General features: G+C 69.3%; 15 protein-coding genes. 6 read left to right on the top strand and 9 right to left on the bottom strand.

Annotated elements, in window-relative coordinates:
* The first annotated feature begins 15 nt into the window (after positions 1-15).
* Positions 16-720, top strand: a complete 705-nt coding sequence (locus ACFYO0_RS11160) for an SDR family NAD(P)-dependent oxidoreductase (RefSeq protein WP_388673516.1) — start codon at positions 16-18, stop codon at positions 718-720.
* 20 nt (positions 721-740) lie between these two features.
* On the opposite strand, the gene ACFYO0_RS11155 is transcribed toward ACFYO0_RS11160, so the two are convergent.
* Positions 741-1,397, bottom strand: coding sequence for a TetR/AcrR family transcriptional regulator (locus ACFYO0_RS11155; RefSeq protein ID WP_388673514.1), 657 nt, complete (start codon positions 1,395-1,397; stop codon positions 741-743).
* A 140-nt stretch (positions 1,398-1,537) separates the two neighbouring features.
* Between ACFYO0_RS11155 and ACFYO0_RS11150 the strand changes: the two genes are divergently transcribed.
* On the top strand, positions 1,538-2,149 hold the full coding sequence (locus ACFYO0_RS11150) for a TetR/AcrR family transcriptional regulator (RefSeq protein WP_388673512.1): 612 nt from the start codon (positions 1,538-1,540) through the stop codon (positions 2,147-2,149).
* A 32-nt stretch (positions 2,150-2,181) separates the two neighbouring features.
* Here ACFYO0_RS11150 and ACFYO0_RS11145 read toward each other — a convergent pair whose 3' ends face one another.
* The 4 genes from ACFYO0_RS11145 to ACFYO0_RS11130 all read right to left on the bottom strand — a co-directional run bounded on the left by ACFYO0_RS11145 (position 2,182) and on the right by ACFYO0_RS11130 (position 6,374).
* On the bottom strand, positions 2,182-3,762 hold the full coding sequence (locus ACFYO0_RS11145; RefSeq protein WP_388673510.1) for a 2-oxo acid dehydrogenase subunit E2: 1,581 nt from the start codon (positions 3,760-3,762) through the stop codon (positions 2,182-2,184).
* Positions 3,713-4,738, bottom strand: coding sequence for an alpha-ketoacid dehydrogenase subunit beta (locus ACFYO0_RS11140; RefSeq protein WP_388673508.1), 1,026 nt, complete (start codon positions 4,736-4,738; stop codon positions 3,713-3,715). The genes ACFYO0_RS11145 and ACFYO0_RS11140 overlap by 50 nt, the downstream gene beginning before the upstream one ends.
* A 5-nt stretch (positions 4,739-4,743) precedes the next feature.
* Positions 4,744-5,781: a thiamine pyrophosphate-dependent dehydrogenase E1 component subunit alpha gene (locus ACFYO0_RS11135; protein ID WP_388673506.1), complete on the bottom strand. Its 1,038-nt coding sequence runs from the start codon at positions 5,779-5,781 to the stop codon at positions 4,744-4,746.
* 104 nt (positions 5,782-5,885) lie between these two features.
* The gene (locus tag ACFYO0_RS11130; RefSeq protein ID WP_388673504.1) at positions 5,886-6,374 is read right to left on the bottom strand and encodes a VOC family protein; all 489 of its coding nucleotides are present in this window, start codon (positions 6,372-6,374) and stop codon (positions 5,886-5,888) included.
* 293 nt (positions 6,375-6,667) lie between these two features.
* Between ACFYO0_RS11130 and ACFYO0_RS11125 the strand changes: the two genes are divergently transcribed.
* The 4 genes from ACFYO0_RS11125 (at position 6,668) to ACFYO0_RS11110 (ending at position 10,912) form a co-directional block, all read left to right on the top strand.
* Positions 6,668-7,936, top strand: coding sequence for an aromatic ring-hydroxylating dioxygenase subunit alpha (locus ACFYO0_RS11125; protein ID WP_388673502.1), 1,269 nt, complete (start codon positions 6,668-6,670; stop codon positions 7,934-7,936).
* Complete coding sequence (locus ACFYO0_RS11120) at positions 7,933-8,757, top strand: SDR family NAD(P)-dependent oxidoreductase (protein ID WP_388673500.1); 825 nt, start codon at positions 7,933-7,935, stop codon at positions 8,755-8,757. Before ACFYO0_RS11125 ends, ACFYO0_RS11120 begins: the two co-directional genes overlap by 4 nt.
* Complete coding sequence (locus tag ACFYO0_RS11115; protein WP_388673498.1) at positions 8,754-10,526, top strand: PEP-utilizing enzyme; 1,773 nt, start codon at positions 8,754-8,756, stop codon at positions 10,524-10,526. Before ACFYO0_RS11120 ends, ACFYO0_RS11115 begins: the two co-directional genes overlap by 4 nt.
* Positions 10,527-10,597: 71 nt before the next feature.
* Positions 10,598-10,912: a putative quinol monooxygenase gene (locus tag ACFYO0_RS11110; protein WP_388673496.1), complete on the top strand. Its 315-nt coding sequence runs from the start codon at positions 10,598-10,600 to the stop codon at positions 10,910-10,912.
* Positions 10,913-10,930: 18 nt separating this feature from the next.
* Here the strand turns inward: ACFYO0_RS11110 and ACFYO0_RS11105 are convergent, their stop codons facing one another.
* From ACFYO0_RS11105 to ACFYO0_RS11090, 4 genes are read right to left on the bottom strand one after another with little or no spacing between them, the layout of a single operon-like run.
* On the bottom strand, positions 10,931-11,983 hold the full coding sequence (locus tag ACFYO0_RS11105) for an NADP-dependent oxidoreductase (RefSeq protein ID WP_388673494.1): 1,053 nt from the start codon (positions 11,981-11,983) through the stop codon (positions 10,931-10,933).
* A 4-nt stretch (positions 11,984-11,987) separates the two neighbouring features.
* Positions 11,988-12,203: a transposase gene (locus ACFYO0_RS11100; RefSeq protein WP_388673492.1), complete on the bottom strand. Its 216-nt coding sequence runs from the start codon at positions 12,201-12,203 to the stop codon at positions 11,988-11,990.
* Positions 12,204-12,208: 5 nt separating this feature from the next.
* Positions 12,209-12,535 carry a 2Fe-2S iron-sulfur cluster-binding protein gene (locus ACFYO0_RS11095; protein WP_388673490.1) on the bottom strand — a complete coding sequence of 109 codons (327 nt, stop codon included), beginning with the start codon at positions 12,533-12,535 and terminating at the stop codon, positions 12,209-12,211.
* Positions 12,520-13,929: an SRPBCC family protein gene (locus ACFYO0_RS11090; RefSeq protein ID WP_388673488.1), complete on the bottom strand. Its 1,410-nt coding sequence runs from the start codon at positions 13,927-13,929 to the stop codon at positions 12,520-12,522. The genes ACFYO0_RS11095 and ACFYO0_RS11090 overlap by 16 nt, the downstream gene beginning before the upstream one ends.
* Between the last annotated feature and the right edge of the window lie 220 nt (positions 13,930-14,149).

Below are 14,149 nucleotides of genomic sequence, written 5' to 3'. Positions count from 1 at the left end.
GAGGGCAGGCACACCATGGGGCACGGCGACAGAACCGCACTGGTCACCGGCGGAGCGCGCGGCATCGGCCTGGAGGTATGCCGACAGCTCGCGGACCGAGGGCTGCGGGTCCTGGTCGGGGCGCGAAGATGGGAGGCGGCCGAGGAGGCGTGCCGCGCCATCGGTCCGGCAGCACTGCCACTGGCCCTGGACGTGGCCTCGGCGAAGGGCGTCGCCGAAGCGGTCCGGGAAGCCGGGGAGTTGACTGGCGGGATCGACGTCCTGGTGAACAATGCGGGAGTGTCCCTGGACGGAGATCTACGGCCCCCGTACCTCGACGAGGAGATCCTGCGCACGACCCTGGAGACGAATCTCGCAGGTGCCTGGCGCATGGCGGAAGCCGTCGTGCCAGGCATGGTGGAGGCCGGCTACGGACGGGTCGTCAACGTCACCAGCTCGTACGGCTCGCTGGCGCTGATGGACTCCGGCCGCCACCCGGCCTACCGGATCTCCAAGACCGCCCTCAACGCCCTGACCCGTATGCTCGCGGCCGAACTGGCGGGCACAGGCGTCCTGGTCAACGCCGCCGACCCCGGCTGGACCCGCAGCGGCATGGGCGGTTCCGCTGCCCCGCGTGGTCCGGAGGAGGGGGCGGACACCCCGGTCTGGCTGGCCACCCTCCCCGAGGGCGACGGGACGACGGGCGGGCTGTTCGCCGAACGCAAGCCCCTGCCCTGGTGAACTGGCCCTGGTGAACCGCCTCAGGCGGATGCGGAGGCCGGCTTCTCCTCGGCGGTGACGATCCGCAGCGCCAGCGACCTGACCGCCTCCTGTACGGAACGGGAGGGCAGCTGGGACAACGGCCCGCCTTCCGCTCGCAGCGCGGTGACCAGCATGGTCGTACTGATCAGCGTGCGGACCGCGAGCGCCTGCGCCGCGTGCCGTGACTTGGCCGCCCGGGGACTGCGCGTGGTGCCCTCCGGCAGATAGTCGTACGCCCGCTGGATGTGCCGCTGCTCGAACTCGTCCCGCAACACCTTGACGTTGCCGTTGGCGGAGGCGATCTGCACCTGGTACAGCCGGGCCTCCTCGGGGTTCTGCTCCACCCAGTCCCATACCGCGTCGATGACCCGCAGCAGACCCTCCGCACTACCGGGCTCGGACTCCGGGCGGGCCGCCTCCACCACCGCGTTCAGCTGGTCGAAGACTCGCCGCATGGCGAGTTCGAGCAGCTCTTCCTTGCCGTCGAAGTGGTAGTAGACGGCCGTGGGCACCACCTGGGCCTCGTCCGCGATGTCCTGGATGCTGGTCTCCGCGACTCCGTTGCGGCCGAACACGCGCACGGCGGCGGTGATGATGTGCTGTCGTCGCGAGGGTCGGTGGGCGGGCTGCTTGCCGTTCTGCGTGGTGGCCATCATGCTCCCTGGCGGCTGCCGCGAACCCGCGTCTGTGGGCCCTGTCCACTGACCATGCTATCCAGTAACTCCGCCAGGTCGATGGCGTAATTCCTGCTACGCGTGTGCCGTCGGAGTACGAAGATCGCGGCATACTTGACACCATGACGACATCCGGAGCCCGCGCCGCGCACCGTCCCTCGCGCAAGCAGTGGGTGATCGAAGCGGCCACGGAGCTGTTCGCCACCCAGTCGCCGGACGAGGTCACGGTGGCCGACATCGCCGCTCGTGCGGAGATGACCTCGGCAGCGGTCTACTACCACTTCTCCTCCAAGGACAAGGTTCTTGTGGAAGGGATGCGGGTGTTCGCCAGTGCGCTGCGCGAAGAGCTGCATGCGCTCACGGAGGCCCACACGCCCGGCTCGCCCCTCGGACCGGCCCTCACCGCGCTGGTGGCCTGGCTGGGCGAACACCGGTCCGCCGCCACCGTGTTCTTCACGTCCTCGGCCGGCATGAGCCAGGAGGCGGAGGCGCTGCGCCACGAGAGCCGGACGCAGTTGCTGGAGGAACTGGTACGGCTGACCCGCAAGGCCCGCGAATCGGTGTCCGACGCGGAGGCCGCCGTCATCGCCCTGGGCCTGCTGTCGCTGCTGGAGACCTCGGCGATCTCGCAGGTCCGCGGGGACGACGTCTACCGCTCGCTCGGACACCGCTCCTTCGTCCGCGAGGTCGGCCGCCTCGCCGAGCGGATCGCCGACCCGGCGGCGGCTGAATAGCCCGCGGACCAGGATCAGCTCTGAGCCCAGGATCAGACCAGCAGCCGGAGCGGCTTGCGCAGCAACTCACCGACCGTGCGCAGATACTCGGCTGCCGGTGCCCCGTCGACGGCGCGGTGGTCGAAGGTGAGGCTCAGTGTGAGCACCTGCGTCCGCAGCGGCCGGTCGTCCACCCACTCGACACCGTCCCTGAGCCTGCCCACGCCGAGAATGGCGACATTGCCGGGGTTGATCACAGGGGTGAAGAAGTCGACGCCGTATCCGCCCAGCGAGGTGACGGTGAAGGTGGCGCCTTCCAGCTGAGCCGGGGAGATCCGCCCCTCACGCGCGGCCTCGGCCAGGGTTCTCGACCGGCGGGCGATCTCGGGCAAGGGCATCAGCACCGCGTTCTCGATCACGGGGACCATCAGTCCGCCCGGAACGGCCACCGCGAAGCCGAGGTGGATGTCGCCGAGCAGATGGATGCCGTCTTCCCGCACCGTCGCGTTGAGCAGCGGGTGCTCGCGCAGGGCCAGTGCGGCGGCCTTGAGCAGGAAGTCGTTGAGGCTGGGGACGGGCAAATCGCTGTCGGCCCATTCGTCCTTGAGCCGGGCCCGCAAGGACACGACGGCGTCCATCCGCACCTCATAGCCGTGCGTCAGCTGTGCCATCTCCTGGAGGCTGGCATGCATCCGGCGGGCGATGGTGCCGCGCATTCCGGTCAGGGGGAGGACGTCTCCCGGTTGGGGTACGGCACTGCGGCGGGCGGCCGCTGTTGTGGGCGCCGGTTCGGTCGCCGTGGTGACGGCATCGAGGTCGGACCTGCGGATCCGGCCGCCGAGCCCGGTGCCGCTCACCTCGGACAGGTCGATGCCCCGCTCCTTCGCCAGCCGGCGTACCAGCGGCGAGACAGGGGTGACCGTGTCGCCGTGCAAGGCGGCGGCGGACGGCACGCGGGCCGCGGGTGAGGCGGCAGCGGCGGCGAGAAAGTCCTCCACGTCCTCGGAGACGATCCGGCCGCCGGGTCCCGTGCCGCGTATGGCGGTGAGGTCGACGTCGGCCTCGGCCGCCACCCTGCGGGCGTTCGGTGAGGCGAGGAGTCGGCCCCCGTGACCGAAGGAGGCCGCGCTGCCGTTGAGGGAGGGCGCCGCGAAGCCATTACCGCCGTGACCGGACGGTGCCGCGCCCGCGGCGTTGCCATTGAGTGCCGGGGGCGCGGAAGTCCCGTCGGCGTCGAACGCCGACGCTGCGGAGACAGCACCCACGGCCACGGACTGCGCAGCCGTACCGCTGGACCCGGATCGGGAAGGCATCGGCGCACCTCCCGGCTCCGGCAGTTGCTCTCCCTCGGCCAGCAGCCAGCCGATGAGAGCCCCGGCGGGGACCGTGGTCCCGGCCGGGACCACCGGGTGGAACATTCCGCCGGCCTCCGCCTCGACCTCCACGTCGACCTTGTCGGTGGCCAGCCGGAGCAGGGCTTCGCCCTCCGAGACGGCCGTTCCCGTGGGAACGAGCCACTCGTCGATCGTGCCTTCCTGCATGGTCAGGCCGATCTTCGGCAGCAGAACCTCGACCGCCACTTCGTCACGACCTTTCGAGGAGACGGCGGCACCCTTGCGCGATGCGGGCGCCATCGGGGACGTACGCCTTCTCCAGAACCGGGGAGAACGGCACGGGGGAGAAGGGGGCGCCGATGCGCAGGACCGGCGCGTCCAGGTAGTCGAAGGCCGCGTCCTGGATCTGAGCGGCGATCTCGCCGCCGAGCCCGCCGAAGGTGACGGCCTCGTGCACCACGAGGACCCGGTTGGTGCGGCGTACGGAGGCGATCATGGTCTCGGTGTCCAGGGGCTGGACGGTGCGGGGGTCGATCACCTCCACCTCGATGCCCTCGGAGGCCAGTTCCTCGGCCGCCGCGAGGGCCTCGCCCACCATGCGGCCCAGGGCGATGACGGTGACGTCGGAGCCCTGCCGCGCGGTGTGCGCCTGGCCGAGCGGGATGCCGTAGATCTGCTCGGGCACCTCGGTCTTGCTGCCCAGCAGGACCTTGTTGAGCATGACGACGACCGGGTTGTTGTCCCGGATCGCGGAGACGGTCAGGCCCTTGGCGGTGTACGCGTCGGACGGCATCACGACCTTGAGGCCGGGCACGTGCGCGAGCCAGGCCTCCAGGCTCTGACTGTGCTGGGCGGCGGCGCCAAGGCCCGCGCCCGAGGCGGTGGTGATGGTGAGCGGCACCGACACGGAGCCGCCGAACATGTACTTCATCTTGGCGGCCTGGTTGACGATCTGGTCCAGGCAGACGCCGATGAAGTCCATGAACATCAGGTCGACGACGGGGCGCAGGCCCCGGGCGGCGGCGCCCACGCCCAGGCCGACGAGCGCGGCCTCGGAGATCGGGGTGTCGATCATGCGGCGGGGGCCGAACTCGTGGAGCAGGTTGTCGAACATACGGAAGACACCGCCGTACCCGGCGACGTCCTCCCCGGCGACGAAGACGTTCTCGTCCTCGCGCATGACCTGCGCCAGGCCCTCATTGAACGCCTTGACGTAGGTGAGCTTGCGGCCCGTGCCGTCCGGGGCAAGGGCCGGAGCTTCGGTGATGGTGGTCATGGCGGTCATCCCGAGTAGACGTTGAGGAGGAGGTCTGCCGTGTCGGGCAGCGGGCTGGCCTCGGCGTAGGCGATGGCCTCGGCGATCTCGTCGCGGGTGCGCTGCCAGGTGTCGTCCAGCTCGGCGCGGGTGGCGGTGCCGTCGGCGATTGCCCGGGCTTCGAGCAGGTCGATCGCGTCGCGGGCCTTCCACTCCTCGACCTCGGCGTCCGAGCGGTAGGGGTGACGCAGTCCCTTGACGCCCTGGTGGTCGTAGTAGCGGTAGGTCTTGGCCTCGATGAACATGGGGCCCTCGCCGGCCCGGGCGCGTGCGACGGCCTCGACGGTGGCCTGGTGGACGGCGGTCGCGTCCATGCCGTCGACGATCACGCTGGGCATGCCGTAGGACGCGGCCCGGTCGGCGACGTCGGTGATCAGCATGTGCTTCGACTGCGGGGTGAATTCGGCGTAGCCGTTGTTCTCGCAGATGAAGAGGACCGGCAGGCGCAGTATGGCGGCCATGTTGGCAGCCTCGTGGAAGCTGCCGATGTTGGTGGCGCCGTCGCCGAAGAAGGTGACGGCGATGTTGTCCTCGCCCCTGTACTGGGCGGCGAAGGCGGCGCCGACGGCGATCGGGATGCCGGCGCCGACGATGCCGTTGGCTCCGAGCATGCCGAGCGTGACGTCGTTGATGTGCATGCTTCCGCCGCGGCCGAGGCAGGCGCCGGTGACGCGGCCGTACAGCTCGGAGTACATGTGCTTGAAGCTGACGCCCTTGGCCACGGCATGCCCGTGTCCGCGGTGGGTGGAGGTGATCTGGTCGTCGTCGCGCAGTGCCGCCATCACCCCGGCGGCCACGGCTTCCTGGCCGACGTACAGGTGCAGGAAGCCGGGCAGTTTGCCGGCCTCCATGAGCTTGCCCGCCTCGGTCTCGAACAGCCGGATGCGCACCATGCGCTCGTGCAGGTCGCTGATGACCTGCGCGGATGCCTGATTCGCGGCCGGATCGGCCGACTTCTTCTGTGCCCTTGACGACCTGGATGTGCTTGATGCCCTTTGAGCCATCGTCCGCCCCTTCGCCCGAGGGAGGTGTGCCACGCAATCGGACTTTGTTATGTCGGTCTACAGTAAGTAGCAGTGGGCACCTTACTGAACAGGCTCTCTAATTACTACGCCTCTGTCCGATCCGGCCCCGGATCGCCGCCATGCCCGTCCACGAGCTCGACGACGTTGCCCTCCGGGTCCGCCCAGAAGCTGATCCGCCGGCCCCGCGCCGCCAGGACGACCGGGGACGACAGCGGGCGAGCACCGGCGGCCGGGAGTGCGGCGACCACCGGCGCGATGTCCTCCAGGTGGAAGGTGAGATAGGACAAGCCGCGGCGTGCGGTGAGGGGCACGGCCGGCGGGGCGGCTGCGGGTCCGGCACTCACCCGCGGCCGCACCAGCTTGATCCGCCCCCCGGAGGACGTCCCGGATGCCGCCCCGACGGGCACCTGAAGCCATACGACCAGAAGCGGCCCGCCCAGCCCGGCGGGGCCACCGATCGACTGTGGGATGTGTGACCGGTGCACCGGAACGCAGCCGAGCGCCTCACGATAGAAGCGCTCCATCAGTTCCAGGTCGCGCACCACGAGACCGGCCTCGAAGGGTTGCGTCATCGCTGCCCCCGGAGCAGCCCTCGCCGGATCAGGTGCCTCATGGGTCACCGGACCACCTTCCGTCGGGCCATCGTCCACCGTACTCCCACAGCTGGAGCCGATCCCTAGAAAGATCGAGTCGGGCCAGGATTATCCTCGCAGCAGATAGCGAAGGTGACCTGCGGAATCTCGTGCAGCCGACTTCGGCACTTTCTATTGACACACAACACTAACTCCTGTTGTTGTGGCGATCGCAGCGGAGCTGTAGCACCAGAACCCTTCACCAGCTCGCGGCTGGGAGGATTGAGGACATCGTGGTCCAGATCAATTCACCGGAGACCGGAGCGGCAGGCGACGAGCGTCCCCTGCCGCCGCCCGCCCCGGAATACCACTCATGGATCGGCCAGAACGACGCCACCGATGCCGCGAGCGCGGCCATGCGGCAGGACGCGGCCGAGCTCGCCGAGCGTGTCATCGAGCACTACCGCAACAACACGACCCATGAGGTCGAGGAGCAGTGGACGGAACCCGTCGACAACTACCTCGACGCCGACCGCTGGCTGCGGGAGATGGACGCCGTCCACCGGAGTGTTCCGCTCCCCCTCGCCATGTCGTGCGAGCTTCCCGGACCGGGCACCTACAAGGCGCTGGACGTGCTCGGCATCCCGATCCTGATCACCCGGGACCGCAAGGGCGTCGTGCACGCCATGATCAACGCCTGCCGGCACCGTGGCGCCGAACTCGTCGAGCCGGGCTGCGGCGTGGCGAAGCGCATCACCTGCCCCTACCACGCCTGGTCGTACGACCTTTCGGGCGAACTGCGCGGCGTGTACGCCGAGAAGACCTTCGGCGACGTACCGCGCGAGAAGCGCAGCCTGGTACAGCTCCCCGTGGGTGAGCGCGCCGGCATCGTCTTCGTATCACTGGACCCCTCCGCCGAACACGACCTGGACGCCTGGCTCGGCGACCTGCAGCCACTGCTGGAGGGGCTCCGCTTCGCGGACTGCCACCACTACGCCACGCGCGAGCTGACCAGCCCCAACTGGAAGGTCACCCTCGACGGGTACCTGGAGACCTACCACTTCGCCTCGCTGCACACGAAGACGGTCTTCGAGACGAACTTCTCCAACATGATGGCCCACGACACCTGGGGCCCTCACCAGCGCCTCGGCGCCGCCCTGCGGCCCGTCGCCGACGTGGTGGACCTGCCGCCGGACAAGCGTGACCCCGGCGACGTGGTCGGAGCCATCTACTGGCTCTTCCCCGGCCTGGCCATCGCCGGCACCTGGCGCAACAAGATCGCCGTCTCCATCGTGATCCCCCGGACGGCCACCGAATCGGTGACGCAGCAGATCATCCTGCTGCGCGAGCCGGCCGTCACCGAGGAGGAGCGGCACGCCGCCGACCAGTTCGGCGAGTGGTTCTACGAGGTGGTCCGCGACGAGGACTACGCGACCACCTACGGAGTGCAGCGGGGACTCAAGGCCCTCGCCGGGACCGACTTCGTCTTCGGACGCAACGAGCCCGGACTCCAGCACTTCCACCGCACCATCCACGGCCTCCTGGACGAAGCGTCCAGATGACGAACCCTCAGAACTCGCAGGAGAACAGCATGGTGGCTACGGGCAGCCTCGACGGACGTGTCGCGGTGATCACAGGCAGCACGCGCAGTATCGGACGCGCCATCGCCGAGGCCTTCCTGGCCGACGGGGCCACGGTCGTACTCAGCGGCCGCTCCGAGATCAAGGGCAAGCAGGCGCTGGAAGAACTCCAGGCCGGCGACAAGGCCGTCTTCCACGCCTGTGACTCGAGCCGCCAGGCGGACATCGAGGCGCTGGTCGACTGGACGGTCGAGCGGTTCGGCCGACTCGACATCATGGTCAACAACGTCGGCGGCACCGAGGGGTTCGCCCCGGTCCACCAACTGAGCGACGAGGCGTGGCACAAGGCGCTCGACCTGAACCTCAACGCCTACTTCTACGGCACCCGCCGCGCACTGGGCCCCATGCTGGAGGGTGGCTGGGGCCGTGTCATCAACATCTCCTCGGTCGAGGGCAAGCAGGCCAACAAGCCGGCGATCAGCCACTACATCACCAACAAGCACGCCATCCACGGTCTGACCAAGGCGACCGCCTTCGAGTACGGCACCCAGGGCATCACCTGCAACGCGATCTGCCCCGGTGCCGTCGACACGGACCTGATGCGGGCCGCCGGTCCGGCCGCGGCCGAGGCCGAGGGCATCTCGTACGAGGAGTGGCTGGGCCGGTTCGCCGAGCACGCCGCCACCAAGAAGATCACCACCGTGGAGCAGATCGCGGGCGTCGCCTCACTGCTCGCGAGCGACGCCGGCGCCGGCATCACGGGCACGCTGATCAGCGTCGACGGCGGAACGTCGCAGTGGTGAGCGAGAGAACGGACAGCGGGAGACCCATCGCCATGAAGCACTGGATCACCGACTGGCAGCGCAGCGAGCGGCTGCCCCACTACACCCGGGCCAACGCGGGCGAGACCCTGCCGGAGCCGGCCAGTCCGCTGGGCTGGTCCCTGATCTGGGGGCGCGGTCTGCAGGGCTGGCGCCGCGGCTTCGTCGAATTCGGCATCTACCGCGGTGACGAGATCACCGGCGACCGGCCTCCGTTCGTGGGAATCTTCGGCGGTTACTTCTACCTCAACCTGTCGCACCTGAGGCTGTTCGGCATCCGCATGGGGCAGACCGCGGACGACATCGACTCGGCCTTCGTCGGCCAGCGCTCCGACACACCGGTGTACGTGCCGCATCCCGAGGACCAGGACCCGGAACTGACGGCCAAGGCCGGGGGAACGCTCCAGCGGATGCTCGGCCAGGCCGACTACCCGGAGGGCGACGCCGACCGGGAGCGGCTGCGCCGGATCCGCCGCGAGCGACCCGGACTGGCGTCCCTGTCCGACGTCGAGCTGGTGGCGTACGCCCGCTCTTTGCTGGACGAAGTGGAGACGACCTTCCAACGGCACGTCGAAACCTCGCTGCCCGCGTCGGTCGGACCGGCGATCCTCGGCCCGCTGTGTGCGAGCGTGGACCGTCCGGGAACCATGCTGGACCTCATCAGCGGTCTCGGTAATGTCGATTCGGCCTCCCCCTCGACCGGGCTGTGGACGCTGTCCCGGCAGGTGGTGGCCTCGGCCGAGCTGACCGCGCTGTTCGACCAGGGGCCGGCCGCCGTGGAGCGGGCGCTCGACGGGGCGAGCGGGGACGTGAAGGCGTTCCGCGACTCCTTCGAGGAGTTCCTGGACGCCTCCGGCGACCGCGGGCCCAACGAGTGGGACATCCACGCGCTGTCCTGGGAGGCCTCGCCCGTCCAGGCGCTGGCCCTGGTCGACCGGATCCGGCACAGCGCGGACGACGACTCACCCGCCGAACGTCACCGCCGGCTGACGGAGCGGCGCGAGCAGCTCGCCTCGGAGATCCGGGCCCTGCTCCCGGAGGACGCGCAGCCGATGTTCGACGCCGGAATGCACGCCTCCCAGGTGTGGATCCCGGCCCGCGAGCGGACCAAGGCGAACTGTGTGACCGTCATCAACGAGATCCGGATGGCGGTACGTGAACTCGGCCGCCGTGGCGTCGAGGCGGGGCGCTTCGCCCGGCCGGAGGACGTGATGATGCTGCTGGACACCGAACTCGACGACTATGTCGCCGACCCGGAGCCCTTCGGCCCCGTCATCGCCCAGCGCCTCGAGGAGTACGCGGGGCTGCACGAGCTGGAACCGCCGTTCTTCGTCGCGGCGGACGCGCAGACCGAGATCGACACCTGGCCGCGGCGCACCGAGGAACGCACCGAGGCCGCGATCGAGGGCGATGTGCTCAGCGGAGTGGGCGGCAGCCAGGGGACCTACACCGGAAAGGTCCGCGTCGTCACCGACCCGGCGTCCTGCGAGGCGCTGGAGCCGGGCGAGGTACTGGTGGCGCCGATCACCGACGCGGCCTGGACCCCGCTGTTCCTCGTCGCCGGAGCCGCCGTCGTGGACGTGGGCGCGCTCAACAGCCACGCCGTCGTGGTCTGCCGCGAGCTCGGTATTCCAGCCGTGATCTCCGTCGAGGGCGGAACGCGGCGGCTACGGGACGGCATGGTGATCACGATCGACGGCGACAAGGGAACGGTCACCGTGGACAGCGTCCCGGCCGCGCTCGTCATCTGAACCGCCGCGGGCCCGTCGCTTCCCCTGACAGGGGCGACGGGCCCGCGTGCATGACCCGAGGAAGGAACACCGTGTCAGAGGAAGTCATCGTCGCCGGCTGGATGGACTACGAGCCCGGCGACCGCGACACGATGCTGGGGCATCTGGTCGAACTGGGGCACCGGACCCTCGAAGAAGAGCCCGGTTGTCTGGACTACGCCATGACCGCGGACCCGAGCGACGAGCGGCGGATCCGCGTGTACGAGCGCTGGGCCTCTCAGTGTGCCCTCGACGACCACTTCACCACCCCGCACATCAAGGACTTCCGGGCGGCCGTGGCCGGGCTGACCCGCGTGGGCGTCTCCTTGCAGGTCCACGTGGTCGAAGCATCCCGCCCCATGCGCTGACGGCGAATTCCGTGCGGTTTACGCGGAATCGCCCAGCCGGACCAGCATCTTGCCGATGTTGCCACCGTCCAGCAGGGACAGCAGCGCCCCGGGAGCGTTCTCCAGGCCGTCAACAACCGTCTCGCGCACGGTGATCCGGCCCGAACGAAGCCAGTCCGCGACCCGCTCCTCGAACTCCGGCCGCAGGTCCTCGTGGTCGCGGACGATGAAACCGCGCAGGGTCAGCCGCTTGAGCACCGCCTGGATCAACTGGTTGATGTCAGCCGACCGTCGGCTGGTGTCGGCGGACCGCCGCTCCTCGCCGAACTGCGACATCATGCCGCACAGGGCGACCCGGCCACCGGTCCGCAACGCGTGCAGGGCGGCGGCCAGTTGCTCCCCGCCCACGTTGTCGAAGTAGACGTCGACGCCGTCGGGTGCCATCCGGGCCAGCGCTTCGCGCACCGGCTCGGCGCGGTAGTCCGCGGCGGCGTCGTAGCCGAACTCCTTCACCAGCAGGGCGCACTTGTCCGGCCCACCGGCGGTCCCGACGACCCGCTCCGCGCCCAGCAGCCGGGCGAACTGTCCGGCGGCACTGCCCACGGCACCGGCCGCCGCCGACACGAAGACGGCGTCGCCGGGCCGCAGCCCGGCGATCCGGGCCAGCCCGACGTACGCGGTGAAGCCGGTCTGCCCGAGCAGCCCCAACCAGGTGGGCAGTGGCGCGAGTTGGGGGTCGATACGACCGGCGCCATCGGTGTCCGCGGCGTCGAGAACAGCGCGCTCCCGCCAGCCCAGCTGGTGGCGCACATACGCACCCGCCGGCACGGAGGCGCAGCGGCTCTCCTCCACGACGCCCAGCGCCCGGCCGTCGAGCGGCGATCCGGGCGTGAAGTTGTGCGTGTAGTGCTTCTCGGTGCTCTCCAGCCGCCCGCGCATGGACGGGTCGACGCTCATATAGAGGTTGCGGACGAGCAGTTGTCCCTCGCCGAGGGACGGCAGCGGGCGCTCCTCGACGGCGAAGTCGCCGGGGACCGGTTCTCCGTCGGGGCGGCGCAAGAGACAGACCACCCGGGTCGTACGGGGTGTCACGGGGTCACTCCTCCGGCTGCTCGGCGACGCGCCGCCGGGCGAGGCGGCCTACCCAGCCGGCCATCTGAAGATCGGCATGGCGCAGCTCGCCCGACTGCCAACGGGCCTGGAAGTCGAAGATGCCCCGTGCTCCGGACTTCGGGTCGGTCACCTCGACCAGACCGTCCTCGGTGAGCCGGTACACATGCCCGGTCAGCGGATGGATCACTTGCTTGGACATGGGGCTCACTCCTGCACTCGGCGGCGTACGCCGCGCTTGGTCACGGTCACCGGGCCCTCGACCCGGAGCCGGCAGGCGAGCCGGGTCAGGCCGTCCACGGGTCTGCGCAGGGCCTCGATGCCCTCGCGTTCCAATGGGTCCACGGGTGAACAGTTCTCGGTGCCTTCCTCGACCGCCAGGAAGCACGTACGGCAGGTGCCCTTGCCGCCGCAGACGGTGGGCCAGCGGTATCCGAGCCGCTGTGCCGCGCTGAGCAGGTCTTCCCCGTCGAGCACTTCGAGTTCGACGCCGGAGGGCCGGACGGCCACGCGGTGGGTCACGTGTTCATCCACCGGTCGAGCGTCTGGTTGAAGTGACGGATGCGGCTCTCCTGGTAGTTGGCCAGGGTGATGCCCGGCTTGCGCATCGCCTTCAGCCCCTGCTGGACGTAGGGGAGGTTCTCGCAGTCCTGGTCGAAGACGGGCCCGAGGACACCGAGTTCGGGGATGTCCGCGAAGAGCATGTCCTCGGGCACCCAGCGGATCTTGGCCGGGGGCGGCATCTCGCCGGGCTTCTTCGGGGCCGACATGAAGATGATCTCGGCGGTGCAGGAGTCGGGGTCGAGACCGTTGGGCCTGAACCGGTAGATGATGTTGGACTTGGCGCCGCCCCAGGGGTTGAAGTTGGGGAACAGCAAGTAGTTGATGGCGTCCAGCAGTTCGGTGTCGGCGGTCCCTGAGAAGTCCTGGTGCGAGGTGGCCGCCAGTTGTTCGCGCATCCGCTGGGCGAGGATCTGGCGTGCGGTGCCGCCGGCCGGGATCGCGGGCAGTTCGTCCCCGTCCTGGATCACCAGGTCACGACCCTGGGCCGCGGCGTAGAACGCACGCGAGTCGTAGAACGTCTCCAGTACGTCCTCCTCCGTGACGGAGTCCGCCACATGGGGACTGGGAGCACCCTGGATGTTGATCATCCGGTTCCAGTTGGGCTGGTCCGCCATGACGTCGTACTGGGAGTTGGCGTCCGCCAGCCACGGCAGCATCTGCGGGTGGGTGGCGATCACATGGAAGGACTCGATGAACGCGTCCTGTGCCACCTTCCAGTTGCAGGGCAGCACCTTCGCGATGTGCAGCGACTTGTAGCGGTCCTCCAGCGGCCAGATGTAGTACTCGTCGAAGGTGCCGCGATAGCTCTCGAACGACTCCGCGTACGGGTCCATGTTGATGAAGACGAAGCCGCGCCAGGTGGCCACCTGGGCCTCGGGGAGCGAGAACTTCTCCGGGGTGACATGCGGGAAGTCCCAGGCGCAGGGCGGAGTCTGCATGGTTCCGTCGAGGTTCCAGGCGAAACCGTGGAACGAGCAGCGGAACTCGCCGACGTTGCCGCCACTGGTGCGCAGCTTGCGGCCGCGGTGCAGACACACGTTGACGTACGCGCGGATCTTGTCTGGGGCCGTCCGTACGACGATCAGCGAGTCGTCGCCGATCTCGTAGACCTCGTGGTCGCCGACCTCCGGAATCTCGCTCTCCAGGCAGGCGAACTGCCATACGCGCCGCCACACCTGCCGCATCTCGCGCTCCGCCCATTCGCGAGAGACGAAGCGCGCGGAGTCGATGTCCTCGCTGCCGATGTAGTCGTTCCTGTCATGCCTCAGGGCGGCGGGAACGGGGCGGCTGTCCTGGTCGAGGTAGTCCTGGACGCTGGGCCCGGGGCACCGCGCGGTGACCGACTCCGACGTTTCGTCCATCATCTCTCCTCTGGCAGAAACTTTAGAGTGAGTGTAGTTAGCGAGTGTGGCCGGGAGCAACACTCGCGACGCTGTCCGGATCCCGCATCGGCCGAGGTTGTCGAGGAAAAGTGCCGCATTGGCTTGAATTTGTGGTGACGAACCTCTCCCCAAGGCCGCCGGGGCGTGTCACACTCCGACGCACTTGAGGCTGTAGTGCCTCATAAGTTTCTTGGCCTTGGCG

Origin of the sequence: Streptomyces sp. NPDC006365 (assembly GCF_042870755.1) — a bacterium.
GTDB classification, from domain to species: Bacteria; Actinomycetota; Actinomycetes; order Streptomycetales; family Streptomycetaceae; genus Streptomyces; species Streptomyces xiangluensis.
This window is presented reverse-complemented; position numbering and strand designations above follow the sequence as displayed.

Bases quoted from the DNA above. Each gene is read 5' to 3' on its own strand.
- ACFYO0_RS11120 (WP_388673500.1), top strand. From the start codon at position 7,933: ATGACGAACCCTCAGAACTCGCAGGAGAACAGCATGGTGGCTACGGGC.
- ACFYO0_RS11140 (WP_388673508.1), bottom strand. From the start codon at position 4,738: ATGACCACCATCACCGAAGCTCCGGCCCTTGCCCCGGACGGCACGGGC.
- ACFYO0_RS11100 (WP_388673492.1), bottom strand. From the start codon at position 12,203: ATGTCCAAGCAAGTGATCCATCCGCTGACCGGGCATGTGTACCGGCTC.
- ACFYO0_RS11135 (WP_388673506.1), bottom strand. From the start codon at position 5,781: ATGGCTCAAAGGGCATCAAGCACATCCAGGTCGTCAAGGGCACAGAAG.
- ACFYO0_RS11090 (WP_388673488.1), bottom strand. From the start codon at position 13,929: ATGATGGACGAAACGTCGGAGTCGGTCACCGCGCGGTGCCCCGGGCCC.
- ACFYO0_RS11160 (WP_388673516.1), top strand. From the start codon at position 16: ATGGGGCACGGCGACAGAACCGCACTGGTCACCGGCGGAGCGCGCGGC.
- ACFYO0_RS11150 (WP_388673512.1), top strand. From the start codon at position 1,538: ATGACGACATCCGGAGCCCGCGCCGCGCACCGTCCCTCGCGCAAGCAG.
- ACFYO0_RS11155 (WP_388673514.1), bottom strand. From the start codon at position 1,397: ATGATGGCCACCACGCAGAACGGCAAGCAGCCCGCCCACCGACCCTCG.
- ACFYO0_RS11145 (WP_388673510.1), bottom strand. From the start codon at position 3,762: ATGGCGCCCGCATCGCGCAAGGGTGCCGCCGTCTCCTCGAAAGGTCGT.
- ACFYO0_RS11130 (WP_388673504.1), bottom strand. From the start codon at position 6,374: ATGACGCAACCCTTCGAGGCCGGTCTCGTGGTGCGCGACCTGGAACTG.